The 13,582-nt window shown below is 73.4% G+C and carries 10 protein-coding genes and 2 pseudogenes; 9 read left to right on the plus strand and 3 right to left on the minus strand.

The features are described from left to right. Positions 1–7 precede the first annotated feature (7 nt). Positions 8–1,219, minus strand: coding sequence for a methyltransferase domain-containing protein (locus tag ACIBTV_RS03020; protein ID WP_396701711.1), 1,212 nt, complete (start codon positions 1,217–1,219; stop codon positions 8–10). 296 nt (positions 1,220–1,515) lie between these two features. On the opposite strand from ACIBTV_RS03020, the gene groES reads away from it, so the two are divergent. From groES to ACIBTV_RS03035, 3 genes are all read left to right on the plus strand, one after another. Next, complete coding sequence (gene groES, locus ACIBTV_RS03025; RefSeq protein ID WP_084757526.1) at positions 1,516–1,830, plus strand: co-chaperone GroES; 315 nt, start codon at positions 1,516–1,518, stop codon at positions 1,828–1,830. Between the two features lie 70 nt (positions 1,831–1,900). Next, entirely contained in the window at positions 1,901–3,547 is a 1,647-nt protein-coding gene (gene groL / locus ACIBTV_RS03030; protein ID WP_091595084.1) for a chaperonin GroEL, read from the plus strand. Positions 3,548–3,893: 346 nt separating this feature from the next. Then, entirely contained in the window at positions 3,894–5,513 is a 1,620-nt protein-coding gene (locus tag ACIBTV_RS03035) for a molybdopterin-dependent oxidoreductase (protein ID WP_396702054.1), read from the plus strand. A gap of 76 nt (positions 5,514–5,589) precedes the next feature. Here the strand turns inward: ACIBTV_RS03035 and ACIBTV_RS03040 are convergent, their stop codons facing one another. Beyond that, entirely contained in the window at positions 5,590–5,973 is a 384-nt protein-coding gene (locus tag ACIBTV_RS03040; protein ID WP_396701713.1) for a WhiB family transcriptional regulator, read from the minus strand. 252 nt (positions 5,974–6,225) lie between these two features. Between ACIBTV_RS03040 and ACIBTV_RS03045 the strand changes: the two are divergent. Both ACIBTV_RS03045 and ACIBTV_RS03050 read left to right on the plus strand, forming a co-directional pair. Continuing rightward, positions 6,226–6,661 (plus strand): annotated as a pseudogene (locus ACIBTV_RS03045) (helix-turn-helix transcriptional regulator); the annotation flags it as partial. Between the two features lie 203 nt (positions 6,662–6,864). Then, positions 6,865–7,068 (plus strand): annotated as a pseudogene (locus ACIBTV_RS03050) (response regulator transcription factor); the annotation flags it as partial. 54 nt (positions 7,069–7,122) lie between these two features. On the opposite strand, the gene ACIBTV_RS03055 reads toward ACIBTV_RS03050, so the two are convergent. Further along, positions 7,123–7,533: a DUF5319 domain-containing protein gene (locus ACIBTV_RS03055; RefSeq protein ID WP_396701714.1), complete on the minus strand. Its 411-nt coding sequence runs from the start codon at positions 7,531–7,533 to the stop codon at positions 7,123–7,125. A 216-nt stretch (positions 7,534–7,749) separates the two neighbouring features. Here ACIBTV_RS03055 and guaB point away from each other — a divergent pair, with 216 nt between their 5' ends. From guaB to ACIBTV_RS03075, 4 genes are all read left to right on the plus strand, one after another. Then, positions 7,750–9,312 carry an IMP dehydrogenase gene (guaB, locus tag ACIBTV_RS03060; RefSeq protein ID WP_396701716.1) on the plus strand — a complete coding sequence of 521 codons (1,563 nt, stop codon included), beginning with the start codon at positions 7,750–7,752 and terminating at the stop codon, positions 9,310–9,312. A 37-nt stretch (positions 9,313–9,349) separates the two neighbouring features. Next, positions 9,350–10,468 carry a GuaB3 family IMP dehydrogenase-related protein gene (locus ACIBTV_RS03065; protein ID WP_396701718.1) on the plus strand — a complete coding sequence of 373 codons (1,119 nt, stop codon included), beginning with the start codon at positions 9,350–9,352 and terminating at the stop codon, positions 10,466–10,468. Between the two features lie 50 nt (positions 10,469–10,518). After that, entirely contained in the window at positions 10,519–11,928 is a 1,410-nt protein-coding gene (locus ACIBTV_RS03070; protein WP_396701720.1) for a M1 family metallopeptidase, read from the plus strand. Between the two features lie 170 nt (positions 11,929–12,098). Continuing rightward, positions 12,099–13,556: a M1 family metallopeptidase gene (locus ACIBTV_RS03075; protein ID WP_396701722.1), complete on the plus strand. Its 1,458-nt coding sequence runs from the start codon at positions 12,099–12,101 to the stop codon at positions 13,554–13,556. Positions 13,557–13,582 lie beyond the last annotated feature (26 nt).

The raw sequence follows: 13,582 nt of genomic DNA on the forward strand, positions 1-13,582 counted from the left end.
CAACAACCTAGCCGGCCACCGGTTGACACACCAGGACGGTCGGCGCCCCGGCGACCCGGGTGAGCACCAGACTCGCCGGGGCGGCACCGGCCAGCCGCAGGTCCCGCCGGAGCTGCTCCGGCGTCAGTGCCGAACCGCGCTTGAGGATCTCCACCCGGCCGACGCCCCGCTCGCGCAGCAGCGCCCGCAGTCGCTTGAGGGAGAACGGCAGCACGTCGGTCACCTCCAGGCAGCGGGTGAACGGGCTGGTCGCCGGGGTGTCCGCGTACAGGTAGGCGATCTCCGGGTCGCCCAGCGTGGCGTCGAGGCGGTCGGCCAGTTCGGCGACCAGGTGGGCGCGGACCACGGCCGGGTCGGGGTCGTGCAGGAAACGCCGTACCGGGCCGACCGTCGCCTCGCGGTCGCCTCCACCGGTGAGCTGCTCGACGACGGAGGTCGACCCACCGGCCGGCGGCTCCGGCCGGAGCAGGGTGGCCCGACGGGGCACCTCGGCGAGCCGACCGCACCACAGCGCCGCCTCGACCAGGTCGCCGTCGACGCCGACCCACTCGGCCTCGGCTCCGGCGGGGATGAGCGCGTGGTCGATTCCGGGGGCCACCTTCACCACCGTGCGGGGTGCCCGCTCGGCCAGGCCGACGACGAAGTCCCACGGCGGCGAGTAGGCGCTCGGGTCGAAGATCCGTCGGCCGGTGCCGGAGGACCGCCGCGCCGGATCGCAGAACACCGCGTCGACCCGGCTCACGTCGAACGCGGTGGCGTCGCCGCACTCCACGGTCACCAGTTCGGCCAGCCCGGCCGCCGCCACGTTGGCGGTCGCTATGGCCGCGGTCAGCGGGTCGGCTTCGACCGCGTACACCCGGATGCCGGCCCGTGCCGCGGCGAGCGCGTCGGCGCCCAGCCCGCAACCCAGGTCGGCGAGCGTGCCCACCCCCGCGGCGCGCAGCCGCGCGGCCCGCCGGTCGGCGACCACCCGGCGGGTGGCCTGCTCCAGACCGGGCCGGGTGAAGAACATGTCGGCGGCGGCCGGCCCGAACTTGCCGGTCGCCCGGCGGCGCAGCTCGGCCTGGGTCAGCGCGGCCGCCGCCAGGCCCGCCGGCACGCCGGCCGCGCGCAGGGCCGACGCCGCGGCCAGCGGGTCGCCGCCGGCCACCCGGGCCGCCGCGTCGAGCGCGGTCGTCCCCTCGGGGGTACGCAGTGCGGCCAGCTGGTCGAGATCCACCCGCTCATTGTCCGGCCCCGGCCGGGGCGACCGGACCGGGGTGCGTCAGCGCGGGGCGAGGTCGGGCGCGACACGGGTTCGAGGGCGTTGGCACTCTCCTTGACGGAGTGCTAGCCACGGAATAACCTGCGATTAGCACTCTCACCCTGAGGGTGCCAGCTTCCGGGTCGCTCGGCCCGGGCGCTGAACGCCAGGCGGACCGGCACCCGCGACGACGGCCCCGCCCGGTGGCATGTGGCAGATTGACGCTGGTCGGCCCTGGTCGACCAGCACAGAAACCAGTACCCCAGGAGGGTATGCCCGTGACTACCGCGACCAAGGTTGCGATCAAGCCGCTCGAGGACCGGATCGTGGTCCAGGCGAACGAGGCTGAGACCACCACGGCGTCGGGCATCGTGATCCCCGACACCGCCAAGGAGAAGCCGCAGGAGGGCACCGTCCTCGCTGTCGGCCCGGGCCGGATCGACGACAACGGCAACCGTGTCCCGCTCGACGTCAAGGTCGGCGACACCGTTCTCTACTCGAAGTACGGCGGCACCGAGGTCAAGTACGCGGGCGAGGAGTACCTGGTGCTCTCCGCTCGTGACGTCCTCGCGGTCATCGAGAAGTAAGCAACCGATCAGTGTTCGGTGCCCCGGTCCGGCTCGCCGGGCCGGGGCGCCGTCGCTTGAAGGGACATTCATGGCGAAGATCCTGAGCTTCTCGGACGACGCCCGGCACCTGCTGGAGCACGGTGTCAACGCCCTCGCGGACGCGGTCAAGGTCACCCTCGGCCCGCGCGGGCGCAACGTCGTCCTGGACAAGAAATTCGGTGCGCCGACGATCACCAACGATGGCGTGACCATCGCCAAGGAGATCGAGCTCACCAACCCGTACGAGAACCTCGGCGCGCAGCTGGTCAAGGAGGTGGCGACCAAGACCAACGACGTCGCCGGCGACGGGACCACCACCGCGACCGTGCTGGCCCAGGCGATGGTCCGCGAGGGCCTGCGCAACGTGGCCGCCGGCGCCAACCCGACCGGTCTCAAGCGGGGCATCGACGCGGCGGCCAACAAGGTCTCCGAGGCGCTGCTCGGCCGGGCCGTCGAGGTGGCCGGCAAGGAGTCGATCGCGCACGTCGCGACCGTCTCCGCGCAGGACGCCACCATCGGTGACCTGATCGCCGAGGCGATGGAGCGGGTCGGCCGCGACGGTGTCATCACCGTCGAGGAGGGCTCCACCCTCGCCACCGAACTGGACGTGACCGAGGGTCTCCAGTTCGACAAGGGCTTCATCTCCCCGAACTTCGTCACCGACGCGGAGGCGCAGGAGTCCGTCCTGGAGGACGCGTACATCCTGATCACCACGCAGAAGATCTCCGCGATCGAGGAGCTGCTGCCGCTGCTGGAGAAGGTCCTGCAGAACAGCAAGCCGCTGCTGATCATCGCCGAGGACGTGGAGGGCCAGGCGCTCTCCACCCTGGTGGTCAACTCGATCCGCAAGACCCTCAAGGTCTGCGCGGTCAAGGCCCCCGGTTTCGGCGACCGGCGCAAGGCGATGCTCCAGGACATGGCGATCATCACCGGTGCCGAGCTGATCGCTCCGGAGCTGGGCTACAAGCTCGACCAGGTCGGCCTGGAGGTGCTGGGCACCGCCCGCCGCGTCGTGGTCGACAAGGACAACACCACGATCGTCGACGGCGGCGGCCAGTCCGCCGACGTCGCGGACCGGGTGGCCCAGATCCGCAAGGAGATCGAGGCCTCGGACTCCGAGTGGGACCGGGAGAAGCTCGCCGAGCGGCTGGCGAAGCTCTCCGGCGGCATCGCCGTCATCAAGGCCGGCGGCGCGACCGAGGTCGAGATGAAGGAGCGCAAGCACCGCATCGAGGACGCGATCGCCGCCACCAAGGCCGCCGTCGAGGAGGGTACGGTGCCCGGCGGTGGCGCCGCCCTGGCGCAGATCCTGCCGGCGCTCGACGACGACCTCGGCTTCACCGGTGACGAGAAGGTCGGTGTCTCGATCGTCCGCAAGGCGCTGGTCGAGCCGCTGCGCTGGATCGCCCAGAACGCCGGCCACGACGGCTACGTGGTGGTGCAGAAGGTCGCCGCCGCCGACTGGGGCAACGGCCTCAACGCCGCCACCGGCGAGTACGTCGACCTGGCCAAGGCCGGCATCCTGGACCCGGTGAAGGTGACCCGCAACGCGGTCTCCAACGCCGCCTCCATCGCCGGCCTGCTGCTCACCACGGAGAGCCTCGTGGTGGAGAAGCCGGCCGAGCCGGAGCCGGCCGCCGCCGGTGGGCACGGCCACTCGCACGGCCACGGCCACCAGCACGGCCCGGGCTTCTGACCCACGTCGTACGCCCGATCGGGGCACACCGCCACCCGGCGGTGTGCCCCGACCCGTCGGTGGGTCCTTACCGAACGCTGACGTCACTACCGGTTGGCCCGGATGATCGGAAACACTGGGCCGCATGAGCTCCACGACACGCGGGTACGCCGCCCTGGCCGGGATCACCGCCGCCGCGGTGGCGATCGGCACCGCGGAACTGGTCGCCGTGCTGGCCGGCCCCCGCTCGGCGCCGCTGGTCGCGGTCGGCGGTGTGGTCGTCGACACCGTGCCCGAGCCGCTGAAGCAGTTCGCGATCGACGTCTTCGGCCGATCCGACAAGATCGCCCTGCTGACCGGCACCGGGCTGCTGCTCGCGGCCTTCGCGGCGCTGATCGGCCTGCTCGCCGTACGCCGACTGGTGGTCGGCCTCGCCGGCATCGCCGCCTTCGGCGCGGTCGGGGTGGCCGCCGCCCTGACCCGGCCCGGCGCGGACGCCGGCTATGCCCTGCCCACGCTGATCGGCGCCGGGCTCGGCGCGCTGGTCCTGTGGGCGTTCGTCGCCGGCCCGCTGGAGCTCGACCCCTGGCCGTGGACCCCACCGGCCGCCCCCGGCGGGGGCGCGGGGACGTCGGCGGCGGTCCCCGCTGAAGAGGTGTCCGGGTCCTGTCAAGCTGCCCCGGAAATGGGGCGCCCCATCTCTGGGGCAGCTCGACAGGGCGCGAGCGGTCCGCCGGCCGTGCCGGACCGGGCCGGGATCGGAGGGGGCCAGGCCGGGACCGGAGGGGGCCAGGCCGGCACCGGAGGGGATCAGGCCGGGACCGGATCTGGTCGGGCCGGTTCCGGACCAGCCCCGGCCGCCACCCCGAGCGGCACCCCGGTTGGTGCCGCGGGCGGGGGGCCGCTGGAGGTCACCGACCCGGAGTCCCGGCGGCGGTTCCTGACCGGCGCCGGGGTGCTGCTCGGTGCGGCGGCCGCGGGCGGGTTCGGTGGCCGCTGGCTGGCCGGCCGTCGGGGGGTGTCGGCGGCCCGGGAGGCGGTGGTGCTGCCCGCACCGGTCTCGCCCGCCCCCGCGGTGCCGGCCGGGGCCGACCTGTCCCTGACCCAGCTCGCGCCGTACGTGACGCCGAACTTCGGCTTCTACCGCATCGACACGGCGCTCGTGGTGCCGCAGGTGGACCCGGAGACGTGGCGGCTGCGCATCCACGGACGGGTCCGCAAGCCGCTCACGCTGAGCTTCGCCGACCTGCTCGCCCGGCCGATGGTCGAGCGCTACGTGACGCTGGCCTGCGTGTCCAACGAGGTCGGCGGGGACCTGATCGGCAACGCGCGCTGGCTCGGCGTACCGATCAAGGACCTGCTGGACGAGGTCGAGCCGGAGGATGGCGCGGACCAGGTGGTCGGGCGCTCGGTCGACGGCTGGACCTGCGGCACCCCGACGGCGGCGCTGCGCGACGGGCGGGACGCGCTGCTGGCGGTGGGCATGAACGGCGAGCCGCTGCCGGTCGAGCACGGGTTCCCGGTGCGGATGGTGGTGCCGGGGCTCTACGGGTACGTGTCGGCCTGCAAGTGGGTGACCGAGTTGGAGCTGACGAGCTTCGCGGACTTCGACGCCTACTGGGTGCCGAGGGGGTGGTCGGCGCAGGGGCCGATCAAGACCCAGGCGCGGATCGACACGCCCCGCAGGCGCAACCGGCTGACCGCGGGCCGGGTGATGGTGGCCGGAGTGGCCTGGGCGCAGCACCGGGGCGTCCAACGGGTGGAGGTACGCGTCGACGACGGGCCGTGGCAGGAGGCGGAGCTGGCGCCGACCGTCTCGGTGGACACCTGGGTCCAGTGGTCGTGGGCCTGGGACGCGACGCCGGGGGAGCACCGCCTCCAGGTCCGTGCCACCGACAACACCGGCGAGACCCAGACCTCCCGCGAGCAGGACGTCGCCCCCGACGGCGCCACCGGCTGGCACACCGTCCCCCTGAACGTCACCTGACCCCCCGGCCCCCTCCCCCCGGGGCTTTCACCGGGCCGAGGGCGAGGGGGCGGGAGGGCCGGGGTGGGTGGGGGGGTCAGGCCACGTTGCGTTGGGTGGGGACGGTCGACTTGTGTGGGCGGCCCAGGCGGGCCTCCAGGCGGCCGACGTCGACGCGGCTCTGCCGGCGGTCGGCCAGGTCCTCCCAGCCGAGGGCCAGCAGGCGCAGCCGCTCGGACTCGCTGAAACCGCCCCAGACGCCGTACGGCTCGCGAACCGAGAGCGCGTGCGCGGCGCACTCGGCGCGCACCGGGCAGGCACGGCAGACGGCCTTGGCGCCGGATTCACGGCGCAGTCGGGACGAGCCCCGCTCGCCGTCGGGGTGGAAGAACTGGGCGCTGTCCCGGCCCCGGCAAGCGCCGAGCCGCTGCCAGTCCCAGAGATCGACGATGGGTCCGGGCAGTCTACGTACGTTCGACATCAGCACCCCTCCTCCCGTGCGGCACCGCGAGATACTCAGGGCCGGTGTTCGGGCGGCGGGCCGCGCAGGCGCACCGTCACCGGCTGGCCCACCGGTACCCGTACTTCCCACGACTCACACGTCTCGTGATCGAGAACCTCGGACAAGGTGCGGCATATGCCCCATCTGTCGGAAAAGTTCGGAGGATTGCCGGGAACCTCCTCCCCAGCCGACCCCGCCGTGGTCTGCTCGTTGGCGGAGAGGAGAGCTACAGTGCGTACCGTTCTCGTGTGCGTCCGGACACCGCTCGCGGCGCAGCACCTGACATCGGCGGCAGCCCGGCTGGGGTTGTCCGCGGCAGTCCGTACCGCGGTCTCCGATCCCGAGGTGATGTTGCGGCTCGCCGAGCGTCAACCGGACGTGATCCTGGCCGACACCGCGCTCACCCGCCCGGACAGCGCCGGCTTCGTCCGTCGCGTCCTGGCGCGGGCACCGCAGGCCGCGGTGCTGCTGTTCGGCGCGGAGGAGTCCGAGGCCGCCGCGGCCACCATCAGCGCCGGCGCCCGTGGCCTGATCCAGGGCGTCGACCACGATCTGACCAGCGCGGTCGCCAAGGCCCTGCTGCTGCTCTCGGCGCCCGGACGGGCGGCCCGGCACCGGGTCACCGACCCGGCCCGGGACACCGCGGCCGTGGGCGGCCCGATCCGTTCGGCGGCGACCGCCCGGTCCTCCGGCGAGCACGGCCCGGGTTGGGCGGCCGGACCAGCCGAGGGGCCGGGCGCGGAGGGCCCCGGGGGTGGCCCGTCGGTGGTGCCCGTCCAGCGTGGCGACGACGGCCCCGAGGCCGGCGGTGAGCCGGAGGGCGGCGCGTCCGACGGCCAGCGGCCAGGCCCCAACGTCCGGGCCGCCGCCCGCGCCGCGATCGGGCTGACCGAGCGCGAGCTTCAGGTGCTGCTCGGCATGGCCGAGGGCAAGAGCAACGCGGAGATCGGGCGCGAGCTGTTCGTGTCGGAGGACACGGTCAAGACGCACGCCCGGCGGCTGTTCCGCAAGCTCGGCGCCCGGGACCGGGCGCACGCGGTGGCGGCCGGCTTCCGCGCCGGCCTGGTGGCCTGACCACCCGTCACCCGCCAGACCTCCGGCCCGTGTGCCGTCGCCGATCCCGCCGGGTCACGCCTCGGCGCTGGGCTCCTCGTCGTGGCCGTCGGTCAGCGTGTCGTGCACACCGTCGGCGTAGCCCCGGGCGTACTCCCAGGTGACGTAGTGGTCGGGATCCGGGTCGTAGGCCGGCTCGTGCACGCGGGGCCGGCCGGAGCTCAGCAGGTGTCGCAGGTTGCCCCGGAGCAGGTCCCAGTCGAAGTAGTGCGGCTCCCGGCAGTCCTCGCACTCGATCACGAGCCCACGCACCCCGATCGGGGCCAGCAGCGCCTGGTAGATCTCCAGGTCGGCGAGGTCCTCCAGCACGTCCTGCCGTTCGACCTCGGTCAGCGGGTCGAGCGGTGCGTCGTCGCCCGGATCGTGCAGGCCCGCGGCCGGATCGGCCGGGTCGCCGTTGAACGGGTCGATGGGCTCGTCTTGCACCCCCTCACCGTAGACCCAACGCCGCGCCGACGCCCGCCCCGTGGCGCGTGCCCGCGCGCCCTGGCCACGGCAGGACACCGGCCCGTCGGCCCTGCCGCGACGAGGGGTGGCCCTGCTCACTGGGTACGATGGGCGTGACGCGCCGCGTGCGGCGCCCTCCGGTGCCTGCCTGCGCCACCTCACTGACGCCGAACCGAACAGCTCAGGGGAGCAATCGTGGAAAACTCGCCCAGCACCGCTCGTCCCGCCGACGTCGACCACGGCGAGCTGGGTGGCCACCTGCCGGAGCTGCCGGCCGGTTCGGCGCGGGTGGTGCCGCTCGGCCTCACCTTCGACGACGTGCTCCTCCAGCCGGGTGAGTCGGACGTGGTGCCCAGCCGGGTCAACACCGTCACCAGGATGAGCCGCAACGTCACCCTCTCCGTGCCGCTGCTGTCCAGCGCGATGGACACGGTCACCGAGGCGCCGATGGCGATCGCCATGGCCCGCCAGGGCGGCATCGGCGTGCTGCACCGCAACCTCTCGGTGGAGGACCAGGCGCTCCAGGTCGACCTGGTGAAGCGCTCCGAGTCCGGCATGATCACCAACCCGGTGACCGCCAGCCCGGATGACACCCTGCGCGAGGTCGACGCGCTCTGCGGCCGCTACCGCATCTCCGGTGTGCCGGTGGTGGGTCGCGACGGTGAGCTGGTCGGCATCGTGACGAACCGGGACATGCGCTTCGTCTCCGACCCGGACACCCCGGTCCGCGAGATCATGACCCGGACCCCGCTGGTCACCGCCCAGGTCGGGGTGAGCAAGGACGAGGCGCTGGGGCTGCTGCGGCAGCACAAGGTGGAGAAGCTGCCCATCGTGGACGGCTCGGGCCGGCTGCGCGGGCTGATCACCGTGAAGGACTTCACCAAGAGCGAGCAGTACCCGGACGCCACCAAGGACGAGGCGGGCCGGCTGCGCGTCGCCGCCGCGATCGGCGTCGGCGAGGACTCGTACAAGCGGGCGCGGGCGCTGGTCGACGCCGGCGTGGACGTGCTGATCGTGGACACCGCCCACGGCCACCAGCGCGCCGTGCTGGACATGGTCGCCCGGCTCAAGAAGGACGTGAACGTCGACGTGGTCGGCGGCAACGTCGCCACGTACGCCGGGGCGCGGGCGCTGGTCGAGGCCGGCGCCGACGGCGTGAAGGTCGGCGTCGGGCCGGGCGCGATCTGCACCACCCGCATCGTGGCCGGCGTCGGCGTGCCGCAGATCACCGCGATCATGGAGGCGGCCCGGGCCGCCCGGCCGGCCGGGGTGCCCGTGATCGGCGACGGCGGCATCCAGTACTCGGGTGACATCGCCAAGGCGCTGGTCGCCGGTGCCGACACCGTCATGCTCGGCAGCCTGCTCGCGGGCTGCGAGGAGAGCCCCGGCGAGCTGATCTTCGCCAACGGCAAGCAGTTCAAGACGTACCGCGGGATGGGCTCGCTCGGCGCGATGCAGTCCCGGGGCCAGGCCAAGTCGTACTCGAAGGACCGGTACTTCCAGCAGGACGTGACCAGCGACGAGAAGCTGGTGCCGGAGGGCGTCGAGGGCCAGGTTCCCTACCGGGGGCCGCTGTCCCGGGTCGCCCACCAGCTCGTCGGCGGCCTCCGGCTGGCCATGGGCTACGCGGGCGCGGAGAGCATCCCCGAGCTGCACCGGCGTGGGCAGCTGATCCGGATCACCGCGGCGGGCCTCAAGGAGAGCCACCCGCACGACATCCAGATGACCGTCGAGGCGCCCAACTACCACACCCGCTGACACCCCCCACCACCCCCGAACACACCTGGAGTGACCCATGCGTGACGTGGTCGAGATCGGGTTGGGCAAGACCGCGCAGCGCGGTTACCACCTCGACGACATCGCGATCGTGCCGAGTCGCCGCACCCGGGACGTCGACGACGTCTCCACCGCCTGGCAGCTCGACGCCTACCAGTTCGGCATCCCGTGCGTCGGGCATCCCTCCGACGCCACCATGAGCCCCGCCTCGGCCGTCAAGCTGGGGCAGCTCGGCGGTCTCGGTGTGCTCAACGTCGAGGGGCTCTGGACCCGCTACGAGAACCCCACCAAGATCCTTGAGGAGCTCGCCGGCCTCGACGAGGACGCCCGCGCCACCAAGCGGCTCCAGGAGGTGTACGCGGAGCCGATCCGCCCCGACCTCATCGCGGAGCGTGTACGCGAGTTGCGCGCGGGCGGCGGCACCGTCGCCGTGCGGGTCTCCCCGCAGCACACCCTGGCCCTCGCCCCGGTGATCCTCGACGCTGGTGTGGACATCCTCGTCATCCAGGGCACCATCGTCTCCGCCGAGCACGTCTCGACGACCGACGAGCCACTGAACCTCAAGGAGTTCATCGCCGACCTCGACCTGCCGGTCATCGTCGGCGGCTGCACCGACTACAAGACGGCGCTGCACCTGATGCGTACGGGCGCGGCCGGCGTCATCGTCGGCATCGGCGGCGACGAGTGGTCGACCACCGAGTCGGTGCTCGGCATCCGGGTGCCGATGGCGACGGCGATCGCCGACGCGGCGGCCGCCCGGCGGGACTACCTGGACGAGACCGGCGGCCGGTACGTGCACCTGATCGCCGACGGTGACCTCCAGACCTCCGGCGACATCGCGAAGGCCCTCGGCTGCGGCGCGGACGCGGTGATGCTCGGCGAGCCACTCTCGCTCTGCGCGGAGGCCCCCGCCGGTGGCGCCTGGTGGCACTCGGCGGCCAGCCACCCGTCGCTGCCGCGCGGCGCGTTCGAGGCGGCCAGCGAGCCGCTCGGCTCCCTGGAGCAGCTGCTCTTCGGCCCGGCCGACGAGCCGGACGGCCAGCTCAACCTCTTCGGCGGGCTGCGCCGGGCGATGGCCAAGTGCGGCTACCGCGACCTCAAGGAGTTCCAGAAGGTCGGCCTCGTCCTGGACCGCTGACCTGCGTCAACCTGCCCCGATCGCACCGGCCGCGCCGCTAGGCTCGGCCGGTGCGACGTATCTCCCCCCGGCTGCGCCCGGCGCTGGCCGCCGCGCTGGTGGCGGTGCTCGCGCTCGGCGGCTGCACCCGATCCGATGAGGACGGCGGGTTCCGGCCGGGCGCGGCCGACGCCGGTGACCCGTACGTGCCGGGGCGCGGCAACGGCGGCTACGACGTCGGGCACTACGACCTCGACGTGCGGTACGACCCGGCGACCGACCGGCTGACCGGGCGTGCCGTGCTCACCGCCACCGCGACCATGGGACTGTCCCGGTTCAACCTCGACCTCGCCGGTCTGGACGTCGAGCGGGTGGTGGTCGACGGCGCGCCGGCCGCGCAGCGGCGGACCGGCGACGAACTGGTGGTCACCCCGGCCCGCAAGCTGCCCCGGGGCACCCGGTTCACGGTCGAGGTCGCGTACGCGGGTGTGCCCGCCGCGATTCCCGACGGCGTGCTGGGCAGCGGCGGCTTCCTGCACACCGACGACGGGGCGATCGCGCTCGGCCAACCCGATTCGGCGGCCACCTGGTTCCCGGTCAACGACCACCCGTCCGACAAGGCCACCTACGACGTCGCGGTGACCGTGCCGGACGGGCTGGCCGCGCTGAGCAACGGGGTGCCCGGGCCGCGGCGCAGCGCCGACGGGTGGACCACCTGGCGGTGGGCCGAGCGCGCGCCGATGGCCAGCTATCTGAGCACCCTGGTCATCGGCCGCTACCGGGTCAGCACCGGCACGCACGCCGGGCGGCCGATGGTGACGGCGGTGCCGGCGAGCGAGCCGGAGGACGGTCCGGCGGCCGCGTCGCTGGCCCGCACCGGCGCGATCGTCGACTTCCTGGCCAGCCGCTTCGGGCCGTACCCGTTCGAGTCGTACGGCGGGATCGTGGTGGCCGACCCGCGGATCGGGTACGCGCTGGAGACCCAGTCCCGGCCCGTGTACGGGCCCAGCTTCTTCGAGGGCGGCCGCCCCAACCCGGCGGTGGTGGCGCACGAGCTTGCCCACCAGTGGTTCGGCGACAGCGTCTCGCTGGCCCGGTGGGGTGACATCTGGCTGAACGAGGGCTTCGCCACGTACGCCGAATGGCTCTGGGACGAGCACGACGGCGGCCGCACCGCCCAGCGGGCCTTCGAGGCGCAGTACGCGGCGACCGACTGGTCCCGGCCGTCGGTGGACCCGGGCCGGGAGGCGATGTTCGGCAGCGCCGTCTACCAGCGCGGCGCGCTCGCCGTGCACGCCCTGCGCCGCACCGTCGGCGACGACACCTTCTTCCGCATCCTCCGCGAGTGGACGGCGGGGCGGCGCGACGGCAACGTCCGCACGGACGACCTGATCGCCCACGCCGAACGGGTCTCCGGCCGCCAACTGCGGTCCCTCTTCGACGCCTGGCTGATCGGCGGCACCCCGCCCGCCCTGCCCTGACGGTGGGCCGGTACCCGGCCCGCCCTGCCGTGACGGCGGCGTGATGGTCGATGGGTAGGCTGCGCGGACGGACCGGGGCGACCCGTGGCGCGGCGAACGGCCCGGCGGGTCGGGGCCGCCGACCGGATGGGCGGGCGTGGTTCCCGCCGGCACTGGGGAGGACGAACGCGATGAGGCTGTCAGGGCGGGCACTGCGGACGGGTGCGGGGCTGCTGCTGACCGGGGCGTTGCTCGTCGGCTGCGACGCGACCTCGTCGGAGACGACCCCCTCGGCGGGCGTTCCGTCGCCCACCGGCGCGCGCACGTTCAAGCCCGGCGCGGCGGGCGCCGGCGACCCGTACTTCCCGAGCTACGGCAACGGTGGCTACGACGTCGCCCGCTACGCGGTCAAGGTCCGGTACGACCCGAAGACCGACCGGCTCACCGGCACCGCGACCGTGCAGGCCGCCGCCACCAGCGACCTGTCCTCGTTCAACCTGGACCTGGCCGGGCTGACCGTCCGCTCGGTGACCGTGGACGGAGCGGCGGCCAAGCACAGCCGCAAGGGCAACGAACTGGTGGTCACCCCGGCGCACGGCCTGATCGCCGGCAACGGCTTCGTGACCGAGATCGCGTACGAGGGGAAGCCCGAGCCGCTGGAGAACGAGGTGCTCGGCGAGGGTGGCTTCCTGCACACCGACGACGGCGCGATCGCGCTCGGCCAGCCGGAGTCGGCGAGCACCTGGTTCCCGGTCAACGACCACCCCTCGGACAAGGCCACCTACGACTTCGAGATCACCGTCCCCGACGGACTGACCGCGGTCAGCAACGGCGTGCCGGCCGGGAAGTCCGACGCCGACGGGTGGACCACCTGGAAGTGGGCGGAGCGCCAGCCGATGGCGAGCTACCTGAGCTTCGTGGTGATCGGCAAGCTCCGGGTGACCACCGGTGAGCACAAGGGACGGCCGGTGTTCAGCGCCGTGGACGAGTCCCTCGGCAAGGGCGCGGCGGACGCGTCGATCGCCGACACCGTGGAGGTGGCCGACTACCTGGAGAGCGTCTTCGGGCCGTACCCGTTCGACGCGTACGGCGGGGTGGTCGTCGCCGACTCACGCATCCGGTACGCGTTGGAGACGCAGTCCCGCCCGGTCTACTCCGCCGGCTTCTTCCGGCAGGGCGCGAACACCGACGTGGTGGCCCACGAGCTGGCCCACCAGTGGTTCGGTGACAGCGTGGCCCTGACAAAGTGGGAGGACATCTGGCTCAACGAGGGCCTCGCCACGTACGCCGAATGGTTGTGGGCCGAGCACAGCGACGACCGGAAGGCGGAGTCGACCTTCGCCACCCGCTACAGCGGCTCGCCCAGCTCGCTCTGGCGCGTCCCGCCGGGCAAGCCGGGGGTGGAGAACCTGTTCAGCCAGTCGGTCTACCAGCGCGGCGCGATGACCGTGCACGCGCTGCGGGTGGCGATCGGTGACAAGGCGTTCTTCACGCTCCTCAAGACCTGGGCGGCGGACAAGCGCAACGCCAACGGCACCACGGCCGAGTTCATCGCGCTCGCCGAACGTGTCAGCGGCAAGAAGCTCGACGCCCTCTTCGACGCCTGGCTCTACGGCACCACCCGCCCCGACCAACCCGAGCCGCTCTGACCCACCCCGCGGGGGCGGGGGAGGGG

The organism is Micromonospora sp. NPDC049366, assembly GCF_044466625.1.
Taxonomy (GTDB): Bacteria; Actinomycetota; Actinomycetes; order Mycobacteriales; family Micromonosporaceae; genus Micromonospora.